We start from the raw sequence: 20,848 nt of genomic DNA, 5'->3' as shown, positions 1-20,848 counted from the left end.
GGGGGCGGGCGTACCGCCATCCTGCCACCCGAGAAGCTCAGCGCGACCGAGCCAAACCCTCGAGCACCCGCGACGGCGTGAGCGGGAACCGGTCGAACCACACACCGGTGGCGTCATGCACGGCGGCGATGACGGCGGGCGCATAGGTGATGTAGGGCATCTCGGCGACGCCGCGTGCCCCCCACGGACCGGTGGGGTCGGCCAGTTCGAGGATGACGCTCTCGACCTTGGTGGGGACGTCGCCGATCCCGGGGATCAGGTACTGCGACAAGCGGGGGTTGCGGATGCGGCCATCGGTGACGACCAGGTTCTCGCTGAGCACATAGCCATGGGCCTGCACCACGGCGCCCTCGATCTGACCCTTCACGAGCTCGGGGTTGATGGCCCGCCCGACGTCGTGCACCGAGATGACGCGATCGACGCGGATGTGGCCGGTGGCGGTGTCGACGGTGACATCGACGGATTGGGCCATGTAGCCGTAGGAGAAGTTCGGTTGCCCGGCCCCGGTCACCGGATCGATCGTCTCGGTCGGCGGGGGCGTGTAGCGGAACGTGCCGATGGCCGGCCGGGCACCGTCGCGCCAGGCCTTCTCGGCCTCCTCGGCCGCGCCGAGCACGGAATTGCCGGCCATGTAGGTGAGCCGTGAGGCCGAGGCCGAACCCGAGTCGCCGCTGGACGCGGTGTCGGAGAAGTGGCCCCGGACCCGGTCGAGGTCGACACCCGCGACGTCGGCCGTCATCTGGAGGATCACCGCGTGATTGCCCTGACCGACCTCGGCCCCCGCATGGAAGACCTCGACCGATGTGGGCCTTTCGTCGTCGGCCTCACCGTGGAAGCGGATCTCCGCCTCGCAGCGCTCGGGAAAGCCGAAGCTGAAACCGACGTTCTTCATGCCCGCCGCGAAGCCGCGACCGCGGACGATGCCGGGGTCGCCGGGGCGGGACGGCAACGACGCCACCGACCGGAACGACTCGACCGGCTCGAACGGACCGCCGGTCGGGGCTCGCTCGGCGCAGGCCTCGATCACCTGGGGCAACCCGACGCCCGCGGGCAGCGGCTCCTGCGTGATGCCGATGCTCCCCTCGTGGAGCATGTTGCGCCGACGCAGCTCGATCGGGTCCATGTCCAGCGCCACCGCCAGCTTGTTCATCTGGGTCTCGGCCACGAAGGAACCCTGCGGGCCACCGAACCCTCGGAACGCGCCGCCCGGCACCGAGTGGGTGTAGACGGCGCGACTGTCGATGCGGGCATTGGGCACCTCGTAGGCGCCGGCCACGCTCAGATGGGCGTTGCCCAGCACCTTGTTCGAGGTGTAGTTGTAGGCCCCGGCATCGAGCCACACGTCGGCATCGACCGCGGTGATCTTGCCGTCGCGGGTGGCCCCGAGCCGGGCGTCGATGACCGCCCGATGACGCTTGTGGTGCCCGACGATGGATTCCTCGCGCGACCAGCGGCAGTGCACCGCTCGGGTGATGCCCAGCTCGCCGAGTTTGCGGGCCGCGAGCGCCAGGACGATCTGAAGGCTCATGTCCTCCTTGCCACCGAACGCGCCGCCGATCGCCGCGTAGATCACCCGCACCGCGTCGGCGGGAACGTCGAGGGCGTGGGCGATCTGTTCACGGTCCTCGTGGGTCCACTGCCCCGAGGTCTCGACCGTGATGCGTCCTTCCTCGTCGGTCCACGCCGTGCCCGCCTCGACCTGGAGATAGGCGTGTTCCTGGTGGGGTAGCTCGTAGCGCCCTTCGATCACCACGTCGGCGGCCGCCCACCCCGCGTCCATGTCGCCCTTGCGGATCGCCATGTCGTAGTACGTGTTGGACGGCGCCGTTTCCGCGTGGACGAGCACCAGGTCGGTACGAGCCGACTCGAGCGTGTCGACGATCGGGAGCACCTCCCATTCCGCGACGATGGCGGCCGCGCCGGCCTCGGCATCGGCCCGCGTGTGGCCGATGACAACGGCCAGATGATCGGCTTCCCATCGGCTGATGTCGCAGCGGACCTCGGAGCGTCCGCTGTGCTCGACGCCGATCAGCACCGGCTGGTCGAACATCGTCAGGCCGTACTCGTTCACCGGCACGTCGGCCGCCGTGACCACGGCGACCGTGCCCTCGAGCGCCTCGGCCGCCGTGACGTCGAGCGACACGAGCCGAGCGTGTGGCTGGTCGGTGAACACCACCACTGCGTGGAGGGCGTCGACCGGCTGACGATCCGCGGGATACGTCGCCGTGCCCATCACCTTGCGCGCCGCGTCGCGACGAATCGGGGACTCGCCCACACCGCCGGTCATCGGACGGTTCCCGCCGAGCGGACAGCCTGGACGATCGGGTAGTAGCCGGTGCAGCGACAGAGGTTGCCGGCCAGACCGAGCTCGATCTGGGCATCGGTGGGTGACGGGCACTCGTCGAGCAACGCGACCCCGGCCACCAGGAACCCCGGGATGCAGAACCCGCACTGGACCGCGAACTCGTCGATGAACGACGACTGGAGCGGGTGCAACTCGCCGACGCCGTCGGACGGCGACAGGCCCTCGACCGTGGTGACCTCGCCACCGTCGGCCTGGGCGGCCGGGACGAGACAGCTCATGACCGCGCTGCCGTCGAGCAGGACCGTGCAGGCCCCGCATTCGCCTTCGGCACAACCTTCCTTCACGCCGGAGCACTCCACCGACGAGTGATCGCGCAGCCAATCGAGCAGCGTGGCCCCGGCCGCGTCGAAGCCGGCCGCCGGCCACCCGTTGAGCGTCATGGAGATGGTGTCCTCGTCGGTGACGACGGCGTTCGGCGGCGGGGTGGACGGCGTTCGCACACCGAGCAACGGCGGCTCGACCGGCCAGGCCGCACCGGTCGTGTCGTCGGCGATCGCGTGCAGCGCCCGGGCCAGCACCGACTGGGTGACCTGACGGCGATAGTCGGCGGTGGCCCGCACGTCGTCGATCGGCTCGATGGATGCCGCCACCGACCTCGCGGTCGAGGCGATGGTCGCGTCGTCGAGGACCTTGCCGAGCACGGCCGCGGGGAACACGTGACTCTCGATGACCGTGGGCGCCACGGAACCGATCGAGAGGCGGCCGGCAGTGACGATGCCGTCGCGCAGGGCGACCACCATCGCAGCGTGGACGACGGAGATCGCTTGCGCACGACGGAGTCCGACCTTCACCCAGATGCCACGCTCGTCGGCGGCGAGCTTCGGCACACGGATCGCCGTGATCAGCTCGTGGGCATCGCACACGGTCGAACGAAAGCCGGTGAAGAAGCGGGCGATGTCGACCTCACGCACACGCTCGGTGCCGTCGACGAGGCGGGTGAGTACCACCTTTGCGCCGAGGGCCATCAGCGCGCTGATCGAGTCGTTGGCCGGGCTCGCGGTGGCGAGATTGCCGGCCAGGGTCGCACGATTGCGCAGCTGTGGCGAACCGACCTCGAGACAGGCCTGGGCCAGTGGCAGGCAGTGGGCGCGGATGCGGGCATCGCCCACGATCTGGTTGTGAGTGACCCCGCCGCCGAGCACGAACGCGTCCCCGACGTCGTGGATCTCCCGTCCGCCGTCGACGGCAGACAGGTCGATCAGGGTGACCGGGTCGCCCGATGAGCGGGCGAGGTCGAGCAGCAGATCGGTGCCGCCCGCGATCGGCCGGGCGTGGGGGTGGTCGTCGAACGCGAGCAGTGCTTCGAGCCATGTTGCCGGTCGGATGACCGTTGCGATGCGGGTGGACGCTCGCTGCACCTCGTGCAACGAGCCGGGAACGGTGGACATGCGGCTTATTCTCTCTCCACTCCGGTGAACAACACGGCGATACGTTGGCCCGTCGACGGCCCCGAGGTGAGGACCCCCGCGAGACCGGCCGAGCCGGTGGCGGAGACGGCGATGCCGGTTGCTGCCGCGAGTTCGTGCGCTCGGCGAATCGTGGCCTCGTCGGCGACCACGGGCTCCCCGCCGGTCTCGAGTGTGCGCCGCACCAGCGGCAACCAGTCGTAGGTGATGTCGTCGAGGATCGCGGTGGCTGCGCTCGCGGGTTCGGGCTGCCACGGCCACATGAAGTCGCCGGGTATCAGTGCGGCTGCGTCGAGGTCGAACTCGGGGGCCAGCAGATCCCAGGCGCGACGCAACGGTGCGCACCCCTCGGCCTGAACCGGGAAAAGGGCGACGTCACCGAGCCCGATCGAGGCGGCGGTGGCGAGGGCGCCGCCGCCGACCTGCACGAACAGCGCATCGAGATCGGGCACCTGGTCGGCGAGCTCCCACCCGATCGTGCGACCGCCGTCGAAGGTCGACGGAGTGTCGATGCCCTGCACGCTGAACGGTCGCGCCCCGGCGACCACCGCCTCGCGGAAGCGGAGGTAGCAGGGATCGCCGGCCTCGCCCTCTCGGCGGGGGCACACCCGCAGGTCGGCGCCGAGCCCGGTGAGCTGCGCGACCACCGGTGGGTCGGCCCACGTCGGCACGAAGACCTGCAGCGGCCGATCGAGGGCACGAGCGATGACCGACGCTCCGAGCGCAGCGTTGCCACAGCTGGCGATGGCCAACGGGCCCGAGGGCGCGGCGCCGAGACGTTCGTCGACCAGCATCTGCAGGGCGACGCCGAACAGATGACGCCCCTTGTGTGAACCGCCCACGTTGTCGACCTCGATCTTGACGAACAGCTCGACGCCGTCGGCCAGGCCCGCCCGCCCCGCGAGGTCAGGCATCGCGGTGGTCGGGGTGATCCGAAAGCCGTGCCCGTCGATCGCGGCAACGGCGGCGTCGAGTCGCTCGACGACATCGACGAACTCGTCGTCACTCATCCCTCCGGCGAGTGCAACGGCGTGGCTGTCGAGTCGTTCCCGGTAGCGGACGAAAGGATTGTCGACGAGCGGCTCGGTCATCTAACCGTGGGACGCGCCGGTGGCGGTGTTGAACTCTTCGATCATCTCGTCCCACTGGCCGATCAAGGGGCGCAGCCCCGACCAGAAGCTCTGGTCGCGTCGCATCTCGAAGTCGTCGATGTCGAGCCCGAGCTGCTCGACCCAGGTGAAGTAACCGAGGTTGAACACGCGGTCACGTTCGACCGGGCCCATCTCGATGGCGTGGGTGGTGCCGACATCGCCGAGGTGCTCGTCGAACACCTGGGCGGCCTCACGATCGTCGAACCCTCCGGAGAAGTGGCTCGACATGACCTTCTCGCGTTCGGAGTCGTACAGCTCGGACCCGTCGGTGGCGACCGACACGATCACGTCGTCGCTTCCCAGGCCCCACTTCTTCGCCGCGGTGACAGCGGCCAACGTGTTGCAGATCGAGGAGTAACCCATGTGCGTGAGCGTCGCAGCGAGCGCGGGGTCGATCCCCCGCTCCTCGAGCACCCGGAGTCCGGCGGGCGTGTTGAACAACACGTCGAGCTCGTCGGTCGACTTGTCGGAGATGCCCACGATCATGTCGGTGTTGGTGACGTTGTGGATCAGCGGGATGTGTTTGTCGCCGATGCCCTGGATGTTGTGATCGCCGAAGCCGTTGTAGAGCATCGTCGGCACTTCGAGCGCCTCCACGGCGACGATCCGGGCGCCGTGTTCGTCCTTGAGATAGTCGCCCGCACCGAGCGTGCCGGCCGACCCCGAGGCGGAAACGAACGCGGCGAGGGTGCCGGGCCGGTCGGCCGTGACGTGTTGATAGACCCGTTCGAGCGCAGCACCGGTGACCGCATAGTGACCCATGTGGTTCGAGAACTCGCTGAACTGGTTGAGGATCACGTTGGTCGGATCCTGTTCGAGCCGCATGCACTCGTCGTAGATCTCCTTCACGTTGGCCTCGGTGCCGTGGGTTCGGATCACGTCGTCGGGGTGATCGATCCAGCGGTCGAGCCACTCGAAGCGCTCACGACTCATCCCCTCGGGCAGCACGGCAACACCACGACAACCCATGATCTTCGAGATCGCGATGCCGCCCCGGGCGTAGTTGCCGGTCGATGGCCAGATGGCGCGATGCACCGTGGGATCGAAGCGACCGGTCACCAGTCGGGCCGCCAGACAGGCGTAGGCCGCGAGCACCTTGTGGGCGGCGATCATCGGAAAACGGTTGCCGAATGCGAGCACGATTCGGGCGTCGACTCCGGTCAACTCCGGCGGGAGCTCGACGTGGTCGGGCACGTCGAGGGGACCGCTGCCGTCGAGGGCATTGAACCAATGGACCCGGAAGAGATTGCGCGGATCCGCTGCGTTCCTGTCGACCTCGGCCAGCGAGTCGATGATGGACCCCGGAATCGTCGAAGGGTCGCGCAGCTGACCGAACGTCGGCAGCACGATGTTGTTCTCGCGAAAACGGGTGACGGCGTTGTCGTAGGCCCCCTGCCCGTCGGGTGCGAAGTCACCGAACACGGCGAGGCCACTCTCGGAACCAGTACTGCTCATGTCATGTTCTCCAACCTGTCGAAGAGTCGATGTGCGGCCTCGGCGGCCTTGTGACGGATCTCGGCCGCGTCCACCAGCGTCGTCGTGCCATCGCGAAACACCGTCACACCGTCGATCTCGATGGTGCGCGGCGAGACCCCGGGGCTGTAGGCCAGCCGCCAGGGGTCCATCGGTTCGTAGCCCCAGGTGACGCGATCGGTGCGGGCCTCGGGGAACAGGCCGTAGCCCGGTTCGAGCCAGGCCCACACCTCGTCGGGCGTGAGGGTGACGTCGTGCTCGCGGCCCCTCACGAACGCCAGACGGAACTCGTCGAGCATGTCGGCGCCGATGCCGTCGGTGCCGAGCCCGACCGGGTTCGTGAAGCGGTGGGGACGGGCGTAGCCGACGGCGTTGTTCATGTTGGAGCGGGGGTTGTGGACGATCGTGCCGCGCAGGTCGTGATCGTCGGGCAGGTGCACGCCGTGCACCAGCCACCAGTCGTCGGCGGTGTGGCCGCGCAATCGGGACCAGGTGTCGACCTCGCCCTCGGCCACGTGGACATGCACGCCCACACCGTGGCGGGCCGCCATATCGGCGGCCGCGGCGATGGTGTCGTCGTCACACGTGAACGCAGCGTGCAGCCCGACCATTCCTCGTCCGCCCTCGGACAGGAAGCGGTCGTTCTCGGCCAGCCCGGCCGCCGCGCCCGCCGCCCCGTGCCGGTCGGTGATGCCATAGGCGCAGTTCACCCGCACGCCGACCTCGGCGCACGCATCGGCGATGACCGACAGCGATCCATCGATCGCGTTCGGTGATTCGTGATGGTCGACGATCGCGGTACAGCCCCGCTCGAGCGCCTCGAGGGCGCCGAGCTTGGCCGTCCACTCGATGATGTCGGCGTCGAGAGCCAGGTCGAGGCGCCACCAGACCAGCTCGAGGATCTCCGTGAACCCGGTGGGCGGGCGCGGCGGCGCCGGCATGCCCCGCGCGAGCGCCGAGTAGAGGTGGTGGTGTGCACAGACCAGACCGGGGGTCTGGTCGGCGCGCAGTGCGTGGTCCCCCACCGGCACGGGATCTAGGCCCACGAGGCGGCGTTCTCGCGGTTGGCCTCGTTGACGAGCGGCAGCTCCGTGCGCCACTCGCCGTCGCGGGCGTGCATCGCCGCAGCGACGGCGCCGGCGGTGGGCACGAGGCCGATCTCGCCGACGCCCTTGATGCCATAGGGCGCGTTGGGCTGGGCGGCCTCGACCAGGATCACGTCGACATCGGGCATGTCCTTGGGTCGGATGATGTCGAGGGATCGCAAGGTCGAGTTGGTCGGGCGTCCGTCGTCATCACAGGGGAACCCTTCGCTGAGCGCGTAGCCGAGCCCCATGTGGACGGCGCCCTCGATCTGCCCCTCACACAGGAGTGGATTGACGGCGCGACCCACGTCGTGGGCGGCCACCACCTTCTCGATGTCGCCCGACTCGGGGTCCATGATCACCATCTGCGCTGCGTAGCCGAAAGTGGAGTGGATGATCGGGTTCTCGAGTCCCTCGTTCATCGAGTTGGTCCAGTCGACGCGGTACTCGCCCTCGTAGTCGACGCCGACCTTGCAGCCGTCGAGCATCGCGGCCCGGCAGGCTTCGGCCACCGAGCCGGCGCCCATCAGCGTGCCTCGACTCCCCGTGGTCTGCCCGGCACCCAACTCGCGGGTGGAGTCGACGATCACCACCACGTCCTCGGCCCGCACGCCGAGCTCCTCCACCGCCACCTGCTGGGCAACGGTGTGGACACCCTGGCCCATCTCGGTCCAGCAGTGCCGCACCTCGATCTTGCCGTCGGGCCGGAAGTGCACGACGGCTCTGGCGATCTCCTTGAAGCCGTTGCCGAGCCCGGAGTTCTTCAGCCCGAGCCCGAGACCGACGGCCTTTCCCGCCGCCATCGCCTCGTCGTAGGGCGCCTTCACCGCGTCGAGACACGCCTGCGCGCCGAGGCAACCGTCGTCCATGATCTGACCGGGTCCCCAGACCACGCCGGGGCTGACCACGTTGCGATTGCGGATCTCCCAGCCGGTGATGCCCACGAGTTCGGCGAGACGGTCCATCACGCCCTCCATCGCGAACTGGGCCTGGTTGGCCCCGAAGCCGCGGAAGGCCCCACACACCGAGTTGTTGGTGCGCACCGCGATGGCCTCACAGTCGATGTTGGGCACGACATAGGGGCCCGACGCATGGCCGGCGGCCCGCTCGAGCACCTTCATGCCGACCGAGGCGTAGGGGCCGGAATCGCCCACCATCCGCATGCGCAGCGCCACGAGCCGACCGTCGTCGTCGCAGCCGGCCTCGTATTCCATGCGGATGGGATGCCGCTTCGTGTGGACGAGGAACGACTCCTCGCGTGAGAACGTGATCTTCACCGGTCGTTGCAGCAGCCATGCCGCCAGCGCCGTCTGGCCCTGGTTCGACATGTCCTCCTTGCCGCCGAACGCACCGCCGTTGCTCACGAGCTCGGTGACGACGCGATCGGTGTCGACGCCGAGCATGCGGGCGATGTCGTTGCGGTCGTCCCAGATTCCCTGGCCGCCGGAATAGACCATCAGGCGATCGAAATCGACGGCTTCGCCCCGGGTGCCTCCCGCGGTGAGCGGCAGCGGCGAACCGGCCGGCACCGGCACTGCCAGGGTCGACTCGGGCTCGAGGAACGCGTGGTCGATGCGCTGGGTCTGGAACGTCTCGCGTATGACATGGGCCGCCGAGGCCAGGCCGGCGTCGACATCGCCGCGGACGTAGGTGGAGGTGGAGAGAATGTTGCCGTCGAGTCCCCACACGGCGTCCTCGGCATCGGGGGCGAAGGCCGCTCGCGGGTTCACGATCGGCGGATGCACCGCGTAGTCGACCTCGATCAGCGTGGCCGCGTGACGGGCGGTGGGCCGGTCGGTGGCGACCACCACGGCGAGCACATCGCCGAGATAGCTCGTGCGACCGCCGACGGGAATGAAGCTCGGCCAGTCCTTGTGGATGAGGCCCGAACGGAGCTCGCCGGGCACATCGGCGCCGGTGAACACGGCCTCGACCCCGTCGACGGCCTCCGCCGCCGACGTGTCGATCGACAAGATGTCGGCCCGGGCATGATCGGCGAGCCGCACCGCGCCGTGGAGAAGACCCTCGGGCATCATGTCGTCGATGAACGGGCGATCGCCCAGCGAGAGCTCGGCGGCTTCGTACTTCACACCGCGTGAGCCGACACCCTTGGGCGCAATCGCCACGGAGACCTCTCCGGCGGCCAGCGCCTCCACGGCATCGAGGATCTTGGTGTAGCCGGTGCAGCGGCACAGGTGCGCACCCAGCAGGCGGGCCGCGCCGTCGCGGGTCAGTTCGCTGCCCTTCTTGTCGATCATCGCCTTGGTGCGGATGAGGATGCCGGGCGTGCAGAAGCCGCACTGGAGCGCGCCGTGGGCGGCGAACGACGCGGCCATCCGGTCGCGCTCCTCCGGGTCGATTCCCTCGAGCGTGACGATCTCGGCACCCTCGCTCTTCTCCATCGATGTCTGGCACGACACCCGCGCCTTGCCGTCGACCAGCACGGTGCAACAGCCGCACTGCCCGGTCGGCGAACACCCGTCCTTGGGCGAGGTCACCCCGAGTTCGTCGCGCAACGCGGCGAGCAGGTGCTCGTGCCCGGCGGAGGCCTCGACCTCGGCGCCGTTGAGAACGAAACGGGTCATGACGGCTCCTCGTCATCGAAGTCGGGCGGGAGTGGCGGCGGGATCGGTCCGGCCTGGGCGGTGATGGCGGTGTACGCCTCGGGGCGGCGGTAGCGCTCGAACTGGAAGAGCGTCTCCTTGTAGTTGCGACACAGGTCGAGGTCGATGTCGGCGATGGCGATCTCGTCGCCGGTGTGGGCCGTGAGGGCGATCACGCGACCGGTCGGGGCGATGATGCAACTGTCGGCCAGGGACTCGACGCCCTCCTCGTTGCCGCCCTTGGCGACCCCCACCACGAAGCAGCCGTTCTGGTACGCCCCCGCCTGCATGACGAGGTGGCTGTGGAACGCCTGGAGCGAATCCTGGCTGGGGTCGGGCGCGTAGTGGGTGGGCGTGTTGTAGCCGATCAGGATGAGCTCGGCGCCGCCCAAGGCGAGGCACCGATAGGTCTCGGGCCAGCGACGGTCATTGCAGATCGCCATGCCGACCACGCCACCGAAGGCGTGCCACGTGGGGAACTCGTCACCTGCTTCGAAGTAGCGACGCTCGAGGTGTTGGAACTCGCGCCAGGGCTCGTACTCGCGATGGCCGGGCAGATGGACCTTGCGGTACTTCCCCACGATCGACCCGTCGCGTTCCACGAGGATCTGCGTGTTGTAGCGGTGCCCGTCGGGGGTCAACTCGGCATAGCCGAGTGAGAACCCCACGCCATGGCGCTTCGCGGCGTCGAACAGCCGCTTGGTCTCGGGGCCCGGCATCTCGGTCTCGTAGAAGCTGTCGAGATCGAGATCGTCCTCGTCTTCGACGAACCAGCGGGGGAAGAACGTGGTGAGCGCGAGCTCGGGGTAGACGACGAGCTCCACGCCGGCGGACGCGGCCTGGAGGAGCAGCGCGATCAGGCGGTCGACCACCTCGGCCCGCTCGGCATGTCGACCGATGGGACCGACCTGCGCGGCGGCGATCCGCAGGTTGCGGCCCACGGTCTCCTCGAGAGGACCGGGCGCAGCGCCGTCGACATCAGTGGTTGTCACAGGGGGAGTCCTTGTTCGGTTCGGAGGAGTTGTTCGACCAGCGACACGGTCTCTTCGCGAGCATCCGCGTCGTCGACTCGGGAGGCGACGACGCGGTCGCCTTCGAGGAGGAAACCCTGGCCCTCGCGGGCCGCGAAGAGGTCCGGGTCGGTGTAGAGCTTGGGCTTGATCTGGGCCGGGTCCCCGGTCTCGGGGCAGAACACCATGCAGTTGCCACACTCGTTGCAGAGTTCGGCGAAGACCAGATACTGCTGACGGTCCGACATCCCCTCGAGGCTCTTGATGCTGAAGAAGGCGTCGTTGGGGCACACGGTGATGCAGAAGTTGCAGGCGACGCAGCCGAACATCTCGAGCTCGTGGTCGACGGCGCGGGGCAGCTTCTCGTTGGCCGCGAACCGGTAGGGCTCGGCGCCGTCGCCGCGCAGCGACGCGGCGTATTCCGCGCTCACCGATGGGTGACCGGCCGCGACGGCTGCCGCCTGGCGCTGGGCTCGATAGGTCGCGAGGTCGGCGGACCCGGCCTCGGTCATGTCCTTCACGAGGCTCCGCAGCATGGGCGCCAGTCGGCCGTAACCGCCCGGCTTCAACAGATCGGAGCAGACCGTGGCCGGGTTCACTCCCGCTGCCAGCGTGTCGGCGAGGTTGTCCTTGGTGACACCGGCGGAGAACGACACCATCACGTCGCCGTCGTGGCCGGGGATCATCAACGTGCCCGGCAGCGCCGTCGCCAGCTCGTCGAGCAATGTGGCGGCCAGCACGTGGAGCGGCGGGCCCGAGAGATACATCGTCTCGTCGGGCATGAAGCCCTTCTGGTTGTCGACCACCAGCGTGTTGGTGAGCTTGATGCCGAACCGGTGGCCCCGGGCCTTGGCGTAGTCGTTGAGTTCGCCGATGAGTTCGATGCCGCGGTCGAACTGGAGATCGTCGGCGAAGGCGGACTCCTTCACCGGCACCGTCGTGTAGCCGAGTTCGTCGTTCACGATGGCAGCGACGGTGTCGTAGCCGAGCAGTGTGGGGTTGAGCTTCACGATCACGTCGAGGTCGTGCTCGTCGATCAGGTGCTTGGTGATCGACTCGATCTCCTCGGGCGGGCAGCCGTGGAATGTCGAGAGCGTGAGCGTGTCGGCGATGACCGGGTCGAAGTCGAGATCGGCGAACTCGGCGAAGGGGCCGGTGAGTTCGGGACGCAGACGATCGATGGACTCGGTGGCATCGTGCATCCCGCGGAGGAACGCGGCGACCTTGTCGCTCCGGATACCGGCGAGGTCGTAGCCCACGGACATGTCGAACACGTGGGGCCCGGGGTCGCCGATGAACTCCTGCAACGGCTCCCAGCGGCGGAGCACGTCGAGCGCCATCCACGCCTTGACGTACTCGTCGAGGCTCTGCGGCACGGTCAGTTCCTGGCTCCACTCGATGTTGTAGCCGATCGTCTCCATGTCGATGCACGGACGCCCGATCTCGAGATCGTCGAGCACCTGCACGGTCTTGAGCTCGAAGAGCCGACCCCCGCCGAGCCAGGCGAGGATGATGTTCTGGGCCATCTGACTGTGGGGGCCGGCGGCGGGACCCACCGGCGATGCGCACGGCCGACCGAGGAACTCGAACGACAGGTCGATCTCGGCGTCGGGGCGCCAGATGCGGGCGTTGGGGAGGTCGAAGATCTTCTTACGGGACGCCCACTCGTGGTCGATGCGGCCCATCAGCGTCGCCAACGACATCGGCGTGAGCGGTGGTGTGGTCTCAGACACGAGGGTCGTCACCTCCGTCGTCGTCGGCGTCGGCGTCGTTGGCGAGGGTCCACATGACCCGGAGGAGCACGTCGGCGCCGGCCCGGAGGTCCTCGGGACTCGTGTACTCGGCCGGGTTGTGACTCAGCCCGTCCTTGCTGGGCGTGAAGATCATCGCCGTGGGGCAGACCCGGGCGAGCATCTGCGCATCGTGACCGGCACCCGACGGCATCCGGCGCACCGAGTGACCGAGATCGGCCGCCGTGCTCGCGACCAGGTCGACCATCATCGGGTCGAAGATCACCGGCTCGAACCGGGCGAGCGAGCGGGTCTCGACGGTGCACCCCTCGGCCTCGGCGGTGACGGTGACGAACTCGGCGAGGCGTCGCTCGGCCTCCTGCAGCACGGTGTCGTCGGTGTTGCGCAGGTCGACGGTGATGGTCGCCGACGCGGGAACGACGTTGACCAGGTTCGGCGCGAGGGCGACCATCCCCACCGTGCCGACCTGCGGCGCGCCGAGCTCGACGGCCAACTCGCGAACGAAGGTGGTGACCGCCGCCGCGACATAGCCCGGGTCGCGGCGCATGGTCATCGGGGTGGTGCCCGCGTGGTTGGACTGGCCGGTGATGGTCAGCTCCTGCCAGCTGATGCCCTGCACGCCGTCCACCGCGCCGATGGTGATGCCTTCGGCCTCGAGAACCGGGCCCTGCTCGACATGGAGTTCGACGAACGCATGGGGCACGAGGCCGGGCACCGGCGCGGCGCCGGCGTAGCCGATGCGGTCGAGCTCGGCGCCGAGGACCGCACCGTCGATTCCCTCGATCTCGAGCGCCTCCTCGAGCGCCATACCGCCGACGTAGACGAGGCTGCCGAGCATGTCGGGCGCGAAGCGGGCGCCCTCCTCGTCGGTGAAGAACCCGACGGCGATCGGGCGCCGGGGGGTCAGCCCCGCGCCCAGGATGGTCTCGATGACCTCGAGTCCGGCCAGCACTCCGAGGTTGCCGTCGTAGCGACCGCCGCTGCGCACGGTGTCGATGTGGGAGCCACACATCACCGGCGGGCCATCGGTCTCGCCGGCGAGGGTGGCGACGACGTTGCCGATGCGGTCGATGCGCACCTCGAGCCCGAGGTCGTGCATCCAGGCGACCACCAGGTCGCGGCCGGCCCGGTCCTCGTCGGTGAGCGCCAGTCGAGCACAGCCCTCGGTGCCCGTGATCGCGCCGATCTCGGCCAACGCGGCGAGTCGGCCGACCAGCCGATCGATGTCGACCCGCAGCCTCGCCCCGAGATCTGCGGCTTCCGATGACGCTGGGACGGTCCGTGGCATCACACGAACGTACCAGACGCACTTTACAAAATGTACAAAGTCAGTCAGTCCGTGAGATACTGTTCAGCCCATGGCCCGGGGCACCGAGATCGCTGCTGAGTTCCTCGTTGCTCCGCTGGTCGAGGGCCGACCGGGTCCCCACGTCACCGCCGCGATCGATGCGTTCGATGCCCACGGACTCTCGGTCGAGTTCGGTCCGTTCTCGTCATCGGTGGCCGGCGACGTCGACGACATGGCCGCGGCGATCGCCGACATGGTCCGCGCCGCCATGGCCAACGGGGCCACGTCGGTGCAGCTCCGGGTGGCGGCCACGGCCGAGGAGATCCCCATCCCGTCGATCCGCGACGCCCTCGACGACATCCTGCGCATGGCCGAACGGGAGATCGGGACACCGGCGGTCGACTGGGATCGCGCCCAGAAGCAGCAGGTCGTGCGCATGCTCGACGAGCGGGGTGCCTTCCTCCTGCGCGGTGCCGTCGACGACATCGCGCAGATCATGGGGGTCTCCCGCATCACGATCTACAACTATCTCAACGCCCTGGAGAACCACGCCGATGGCTGATCCGTTGACCCACGCCGACCTGTTGATCCACGACGCATGGGTGGTCGCCACGGTCGACGACGCCCGGCGCGAACTGCCCGGCGGCTGGGTCGCGATCACCGACGGTCTGATCTCCGGCGTGGGCGGCTCGGACGTCCTGCAGCCGTCGGCGACCGACCGCATCTCGGCCGACGGATGCCTGGTCACTCCTGGCCTCGTCAACACCCACCACCACCTGTTCCAGAATCTCACCCGGGCCTACACCCCGATGACCGACGTGCCGCTGTTCGGCTGGCTCCAGTCGCTCTATCCGCTCTGGACGGCGGCCATCGACGAGGAGTCCGAGTACCTCGCCGCGTGGGTGGGGCTCGCCGAACTCGCGCTGTCCGGGTGCACCACCTCGACCGATCACCACTATCTCCATCCGACGCGGGCCGGCGACCTGCTGGCGGCCGAGGTCACCGCCGCGTTGGATCTCGGCGTGCGATTCCACCCCACCTACGGGTCGATGAGCCTGTCGCAGAAGGACGGCGGTCTTCCCCCCGACGACGCCGTGCGCGACGAGGACGACATCCTCGCCGAGTCCGAACGCCACGTCGCCCGCTGGCACGACCCCGCGCACGGGGCGATGACCAGGATCGCGCTGGCGCCGTGCTCGCCGTTCAGCGTCACACCGGACCTGATGCGGCGCACCGCGGAGCTGGCCGAGCGGCTCGACGTCAGGCTCCACACCCATCTCGCCGAGAACTCCGAGGACGACGAGTTCGCACTGGCCACCTTCGGCATGCGTCCGGTCGATCTCTACGAGGACGTCGGCTGGATGTCCGACCGCAGTTGGGGTGCCCACGTCGTGCGTCCGAACCCCGAGGAGGTCGGGCGACTCGGGGCTGCCGGCGTCGGCATCGCCCACTGCCCCAGCTCGAACATGATCCTGTCCTCGGGCATCGCCCCGGTCGTCGACCTTCGCCACGCCGGCTGCCCCGTCGGTCTCGGCTGCGACGGGTCGTCCTCGGCCGACGCCGGGTCGTTGTGGCAGGAGGCGAGGCTCTCGATGCTCCAAGGGAAGCTGGTCTCCGGCGCCGCCGCCATGACCGCTCGCACCGCGCTCGAGATCGCCACCCGCGGCGGGGCCGGGTGTCTCGGCCGCGAAGGCGAACTCGGCGAACTGTCGGTCGGCGCGGTGGGCGACGTCGCCGTCTGGGAACTCAGCGGCCCCACCTTCGCCGGCGTGCTCGACGACCCCATCGAGGGCTGGCTGCGCTGCGGCCCCACCGCCGCCCGTGACACCGTCGTCCACGGCGTGCCCATCGTGCGCGACGGCCACCTGCAGTCCCCCGACCTCGGCGCCAACCTCGCCGCCCACCGCACCGCCTCCCGCCGCTTCCAACCCACCCCCTGACCTCCCCACCCCCCCCAACCCCGAAATTGAGGCGACTTAGCCACCCTCGCGGTGGTCAACTCGACTCAAGAAGATGAAGTGACCGGACGGAAGGGTCGGAAGATGAACGGGTCAGGGGATATCGAGGGGTATGTGCACGGGCACCACGAGTCGGTGCTGCGGAGCCACACCTGGCGCACGGCGGCGAACTCGGCCGCCTACCTGCTTCCACATCTGGCGCCCGACCGGCGGATCCTCGATGTCGGCTGCGGGCCCGGTTCGTTGACGGCCGACATCGCCGCGAACGCGCCCGGGTGCGAGATGCACGGCATCGACGCGTCGGCCGAGGTGATCGCCAAGGCAGCGGCCGACCATCCCGGGATCAGCTTCGCCACCGGCGACATCTACGCGATCGACGCGCCCGACGACCACTTCGACATCGTGCACGCGCACCAGGTACTCCAGCACCTGGACGACCCGGTGGCCGCGCTGCGGGAGATGCGGCGTGTCACCAAGCCCGGCGGGGTCGTCGCCATCCGCGACGCCGACTATGCCGGCATGACCTGGTCACCCGAATCAACCCCGATGAACCGCTGGATGGAGATCTACCAGGCGATGACGGCCCACCAGGGCCATGACGCCAATGCCGGTCGACGCCTGCTGGGCTGGGCCCGGTCGGTCGGCTTCGCCGACGACGACATCGAGGCGACTGCGTCGATCTGGTGCTTCGCCGATCAGGACACACGCAGCTGGTGGTCGGGGATCTGGGCCGACCGCGTCGTCGAGTCAGGCTACAAGGACCATGCGATCGACCGCGGCCTCGCCGACATCGCGGAACTCGAAGAGATCGCCGCGGCGTGGCGAACCTGGGCGGCTGCACCCGACGCCGTCTTCTTCGTCCCCCACGGAGAGGTGATCGCCCGCGCCTGACCCGGCCCGATACCCACCCCGCCACACCGCAACTCGAGGCGAGTTCACCACCGCATCGGTGGTCAAGTCGCATCAATTTCGGGGTGGGGTGGGGTGGGGGGTTTGGGGTCAGGTGAGGTCGAAGGCGCGCATCTGGTAGGTGTTCTGGCTGATGGCGACGACCTCACCGGATTCGTCCTCGAGCAGGCACTCCCACCCGTAGTCCGCCTTGCCGTTGACCTCCGCCTCGGCCGCGATGCGCGCAGCCTCGTCGTCGCTCATGCGTACCTCGACGGTGATGTCGGACATCGCCGGTCGGCGGAACCGGATCTGAAGGTCCTTCACGATCGGGAAGTACTTCTTCGTGTCGAAGGTGGTGAGGAAAAGCGTGCCGCCGGGCACCTCGGCCAGGGTGAAGAGCGCCCCGGCGTACATCATGCCCACATGATTGACGTTGGGCTCGAACGGCATCCGCAGCCGCACGTGGCCCCGTTCGGCATGTTCGACGACGATCTTCGTCCGCTCGAGAAACGGGATCGTCTTCCAGTTTCCCTGGGTGATCTTCTCGGCATCGAAGGTGCTCATGGGGTCAGTCTCGCAGGAACCTGGCGGCGGCGGAACCGGCGGCGTGGCCGGTCGACAGGCAGGCCTGCAGCAGATAGCCGCCCGTTGGCGCGTCCCAGTCGAGCATTTCGCCGGCCAGGAAGACCCCCGGTCGACCCCGCAGCATCAGATCGTCGTCGAGGTCGTCGAACACGACGCCACCCGCCGTGGAGATCGCCCGGTCCAGCGATGCCAACCCGGTGACCATGAGGGGCAACGCTTTCATCAGTGACGCGAGTGACGCCGCCTCGTCGGGGAGCCGGTTGCCCGTGGCCTCGCGCAGCAGCCCGACCGCCACGGGTTCGAGGCCCGCGCCCCTCAACCAGCGCGACTGCGACTCCTTCGGACGCCGGCCCGAGAGTCGCGTGACCAGGGCCGCCTCGTCGAGGTCGGGCGCGAGATCGAGCAGCACGGTTGCCGGCAACGTCGCTGCGCCACCGAGCGGGCCGGCGAGTGCGTAGACGGGCCCTCCCTCCAGCCCGCGTCGGGTGATCACGAGCTCGCCGCGCACCGATCGATTGCCCCAATGGGCCACCACGTTCTTGACCGGCTCGCCTTCGAACCGGTCGACGAACACCGGCGACCACTCGACGAAGAGTCCGCAGTTGGACGGGCGCAGCGACGCAACCCGTACGCCTTCGGCCTCGACTTCGCGTGTCCAGCTGCCGTCGGATCCGACCCGCGGCCAGCTCGCGCCGCCCAGCGCCAGCACGGTGGCGTCGGCCTCGACCACCGCGTCGCCCTCCGGCGTCTCGAACCGCAGCCGTTCTCCGTCCCAGCCCCACCACCGATGCCGTGGCCGGAGCTGCACGCCGAGATCGGTCAGCCGTGTCAGCCACGCCCGCAGCAACGGCGCGGCCCGATACGCGTCGGGGAACACCCGTCCGCTCGACCCGACGAAGGTGTCCTGACCCAATCCGTCGGCCCACGCCCGCACCGCTTCCGGCGGGAACGACTCGATCGCCGCACCCAGCGCCGGTGGGCACGGGTCATAGCGTTCGAGCACTCTCGCCAACGGCTCCGAGTGGGTCAGGTTGAGCCCGCTGCGCCCCGCCAGCAGAAGCTTACGACCGGGCGATCGGTGCATCTCGAAGACGGTGACCGCGGCCCCGGCCGAGGCCAACACCTCGGCCGCCATCAACCCGGCCGGTCCCCCACCGACGACGGCGACGCTCGGCTGCCCGTCTGCGCTAGTCGACACCGAGCGCCCGCGCCACGAGCACCATCGGATGGACGGCGTCGACGCCCGCCCCGGCGAGATGCATCGAGCATCCCGGGTTCGCGCTCGCCACGATGTCGGGCGCGGCGCGACCGATCGCGTCGACCTTGCGCTTGCGGACGTCCCCGGCCAGGCCCGGCTCCAGCACCGAGTAGGCCCCGCCCGCGCCACAGCACATCCCCTCGTCGTCGAGCTCGACCAGCTCGCGGACGTAGGGCGCGAGCACCGTCCGGGTTGCCCCGTGGACGCGCTGCACGTGGCGCAGATGACACGGGTCCTGCACCGCCACGCGGACCGGCAACGGCTCGGCCACCGGCAGCTGGTCGAGGTGGTCGGCCAGCCACTCCTGGATGTCGAAGACGCGAGCGGAGAACGCCGCGGCCTCCGGTGTGCCGAGGAGATGGCCGTAGTCCTTCATCGCCGCACCACAGCCGGCCGAGTCCACCAGGATCGGGCGGTCGTCCGCACCGAGGGTCTCCATCATTCGGGCGGCGAATGCCCGCGTCTGGTCGGTCAGCCCCGCGTGCGCGTGCAGCGCACCGCAGCACGGCACGGCATCGCCGGTCGGGGTGACACCGAAACCGGCGAGCTCGACCACTCGCTGACCGGCGTGGTGGACGTCGCGCTGCCACGCATCCATCACACAGCCGGTGAACAGGTAGACGTCGTCGCCTGAGGTCGTGTGGGGCCGGCGCCGGATCGGCATCGAGGCCGGCAACCCGAGCCGGGCCGGGACCAGTCGCAGTCGATTGGCCACTGCGAGCACGGAGCTCCCCGCCCGCAGGAGGCGGGGCCAACCGAGTGGGCGATAGAGCAGCCGCTGCCACCACGGCGTGATCCGACCCTCGGCCGCCAGCGTCTCCCTGGTCCGTTCCATGAGATGACCGAACGGCACGCCGCTGGGGCAGGCTGGTTCGCAGGCACGGCACTGCACACACGTCTCGAACGACTCGGTGATCTCGACCGTGACCGGCGCACCCTCGTCCTGCACCTCGCGCATCAGCTGGATGCGCCCGCGTGGGCTGCGGGTCTCGTCGCCGGTGACCCGATAGGTCGGGCAGTGCGGCAGACAGAGACCGCAGGACACACACGTGTTGAGGTCGTCGAGAGGCAGATGGAGATCCATCAGGCGAACACGCTTCGTCCGGGATTGAGTCGACCGGTCGGGTCGAAGTTCTCCTTCATCCGAGCAGACACCGCCGCCACCTCGGGCGTGACCGGCCGGGGGGGTTGCGGTTGCGACGCCCAGGCGAGCCCCACTCCCAGGGCGACGACGACGTCACCGTCGACGTGCGCGGGAAGGTCGAGCGCCTCCGCCGGGGTGAGGGACCAACGATGGTCGGGCATGGCCGGCGGACCCGCGACCTCGGTGAACGAGGAGAGACGACCCAGGGCCACCGCGTCGGCATCGATGTCGACACCGTGCCCCTCGAGCTGCACCCAGGTGGTCAGGCCGTCCCACAGCACGGCGGCAGGCCGATGCACCGCACCGAAGACCAGCGTCGGGTCGACGCCCTCGGCCGACAACCAGCGCGACGCCGGCGGCACCGGGTTCGTACGCAACACGAACTCGGCCAACACGCCGAGGGTGCCGAGCGAGCCGGTCATCAGCTTGGGCAGGTTGTAGCCGGTCACGTTCTTCACGACCGGCCCGCCCCCGGTGACGAGCTCCCCCTCGGCGCTGACATAGCGCACCTGGAGCACCGCATCTCGGAGGCGACCGCGGGCAAGGACGTCGACCGGGTTCTCGCCCACCGCGACCGCGCCGCCGACGGTGCCGCCCCGGTCGGGCAATGCCGTGCGTTGTCCGTGGGCCGCGAGCTCGGCGTCGAGTTCCGCGACGGTCGTGCCCGCTCGCACCTGGACCGTCATCTCCGAGGGTTGGTGGGCGACGACGCCCGACGGGGCCGAGAGCACTCGCGCCTCCGGATCGAGTGAACCGCCGACGTCCCAACGGGTTCGTCCTCCGGCCACGGCGACCGGTCCGCTGGCGCCGACCTCGTCGGCGAACGCGAGCAACACCGGGTCGACAATCGTGAGGGTGCTCTCCTCGACAGCGTCCATCA

The 20,848-nt window shown here is 69.2% G+C and carries 16 protein-coding genes; 3 read left to right on the top strand and 13 right to left on the bottom strand.

Annotated elements, in window-relative coordinates; translation table 11 throughout:
- Positions 1 to 37 precede the first annotated feature (37 nt).
- The 9 genes from RIB98_14265 to RIB98_14225 are packed head-to-tail and all read right to left on the bottom strand — an operon-like array spanning position 38 to position 14,132.
- Complete coding sequence (locus RIB98_14265) at positions 38 to 2,287, bottom strand: xanthine dehydrogenase family protein molybdopterin-binding subunit (protein ID MEQ8842143.1); 2,250 nt, start codon at positions 2,285 to 2,287, stop codon at positions 38 to 40.
- Positions 2,284 to 3,753, bottom strand: a complete 1,470-nt coding sequence (locus RIB98_14260; GenBank protein MEQ8842142.1) for an FAD binding domain-containing protein — start codon at positions 3,751 to 3,753, stop codon at positions 2,284 to 2,286. Before RIB98_14260 ends, RIB98_14265 begins: the two co-directional genes overlap by 4 nt.
- Before the next feature lie 5 nt (positions 3,754 to 3,758).
- Positions 3,759 to 4,862 (bottom strand): PLP-dependent lyase/thiolase, encoded by a 1,104-nt coding sequence (locus RIB98_14255; GenBank protein ID MEQ8842141.1) that lies wholly within the window; start codon positions 4,860 to 4,862, stop codon positions 3,759 to 3,761.
- Complete coding sequence (locus tag RIB98_14250) at positions 4,863 to 6,377, bottom strand: pyridoxal-phosphate dependent enzyme (GenBank protein MEQ8842140.1); 1,515 nt, start codon at positions 6,375 to 6,377, stop codon at positions 4,863 to 4,865.
- Entirely contained in the window at positions 6,374 to 7,441 is a 1,068-nt protein-coding gene (locus tag RIB98_14245) for an amidohydrolase family protein (protein MEQ8842139.1), read from the bottom strand. Before RIB98_14245 ends, RIB98_14250 begins: the two co-directional genes overlap by 4 nt.
- Positions 7,432 to 10,065, bottom strand: coding sequence for a molybdopterin-dependent oxidoreductase (locus RIB98_14240; GenBank protein MEQ8842138.1), 2,634 nt, complete (start codon positions 10,063 to 10,065; stop codon positions 7,432 to 7,434). Before RIB98_14240 ends, RIB98_14245 begins: the two co-directional genes overlap by 10 nt.
- Positions 10,062 to 11,075, bottom strand: coding sequence for an N-carbamoyl-D-amino-acid hydrolase (locus tag RIB98_14235; GenBank protein ID MEQ8842137.1), 1,014 nt, complete (start codon positions 11,073 to 11,075; stop codon positions 10,062 to 10,064). The genes RIB98_14240 and RIB98_14235 overlap by 4 nt, the downstream gene beginning before the upstream one ends.
- Positions 11,072 to 12,826: a hypothetical protein gene (locus RIB98_14230; GenBank protein MEQ8842136.1), complete on the bottom strand. Its 1,755-nt coding sequence runs from the start codon at positions 12,824 to 12,826 to the stop codon at positions 11,072 to 11,074. The genes RIB98_14235 and RIB98_14230 overlap by 4 nt, the downstream gene beginning before the upstream one ends.
- Positions 12,819 to 14,132, bottom strand: coding sequence for a Zn-dependent hydrolase (locus RIB98_14225; protein MEQ8842135.1), 1,314 nt, complete (start codon positions 14,130 to 14,132; stop codon positions 12,819 to 12,821). The genes RIB98_14230 and RIB98_14225 overlap by 8 nt, the downstream gene beginning before the upstream one ends.
- Positions 14,133 to 14,202: 70 nt before the next feature.
- Here RIB98_14225 and RIB98_14220 point away from each other — a divergent pair, with 70 nt between their 5' ends.
- The 3 genes from RIB98_14220 to RIB98_14210 all read left to right on the top strand — a co-directional run bounded on the left by RIB98_14220 (position 14,203) and on the right by RIB98_14210 (position 16,981).
- A complete protein-coding gene (locus RIB98_14220) occupies positions 14,203 to 14,694 on the top strand; it encodes a helix-turn-helix domain-containing protein (protein MEQ8842134.1) in 492 nt (163 codons plus the stop codon).
- Positions 14,687 to 16,072 carry an 8-oxoguanine deaminase gene (locus tag RIB98_14215; GenBank protein MEQ8842133.1) on the top strand — a complete coding sequence of 462 codons (1,386 nt, stop codon included), beginning with the start codon at positions 14,687 to 14,689 and terminating at the stop codon, positions 16,070 to 16,072. Before RIB98_14220 ends, RIB98_14215 begins: the two co-directional genes overlap by 8 nt.
- Before the next feature lie 102 nt (positions 16,073 to 16,174).
- Positions 16,175 to 16,981: a methyltransferase domain-containing protein gene (locus tag RIB98_14210; protein MEQ8842132.1), complete on the top strand. Its 807-nt coding sequence runs from the start codon at positions 16,175 to 16,177 to the stop codon at positions 16,979 to 16,981.
- A 108-nt stretch (positions 16,982 to 17,089) separates the two neighbouring features.
- Here the strand turns inward: RIB98_14210 and RIB98_14205 are convergent, their stop codons facing one another.
- The 4 genes from RIB98_14205 to RIB98_14190 are packed head-to-tail and all read right to left on the bottom strand — an operon-like array spanning position 17,090 to position 20,846.
- Positions 17,090 to 17,545 (bottom strand): PaaI family thioesterase, encoded by a 456-nt coding sequence (locus tag RIB98_14205; protein ID MEQ8842131.1) that lies wholly within the window; start codon positions 17,543 to 17,545, stop codon positions 17,090 to 17,092.
- A gap of 4 nt (positions 17,546 to 17,549) precedes the next feature.
- Complete coding sequence (locus tag RIB98_14200; GenBank protein ID MEQ8842130.1) at positions 17,550 to 18,764, bottom strand: TIGR03862 family flavoprotein; 1,215 nt, start codon at positions 18,762 to 18,764, stop codon at positions 17,550 to 17,552.
- Positions 18,754 to 19,908 (bottom strand): heterodisulfide reductase-related iron-sulfur binding cluster, encoded by a 1,155-nt coding sequence (locus tag RIB98_14195; protein MEQ8842129.1) that lies wholly within the window; start codon positions 19,906 to 19,908, stop codon positions 18,754 to 18,756. Before RIB98_14195 ends, RIB98_14200 begins: the two co-directional genes overlap by 11 nt.
- Positions 19,908 to 20,846 carry an FAD-binding protein gene (locus RIB98_14190; protein MEQ8842128.1) on the bottom strand — a complete coding sequence of 313 codons (939 nt, stop codon included), beginning with the start codon at positions 20,844 to 20,846 and terminating at the stop codon, positions 19,908 to 19,910. The genes RIB98_14195 and RIB98_14190 overlap by 1 nt, the downstream gene beginning before the upstream one ends.
- Between the last annotated feature and the right edge of the window lie 2 nt (positions 20,847 to 20,848).

The sequence above is a fragment of the Acidimicrobiales bacterium genome, assembly GCA_040219515.1.
GTDB lineage: Bacteria > Actinomycetota > Acidimicrobiia > Acidimicrobiales > Aldehydirespiratoraceae > JAJRXC01.
Note: the sequence above shows the minus strand (reverse complement) of the source record. Positions and strands in the feature narration are given on the sequence as shown.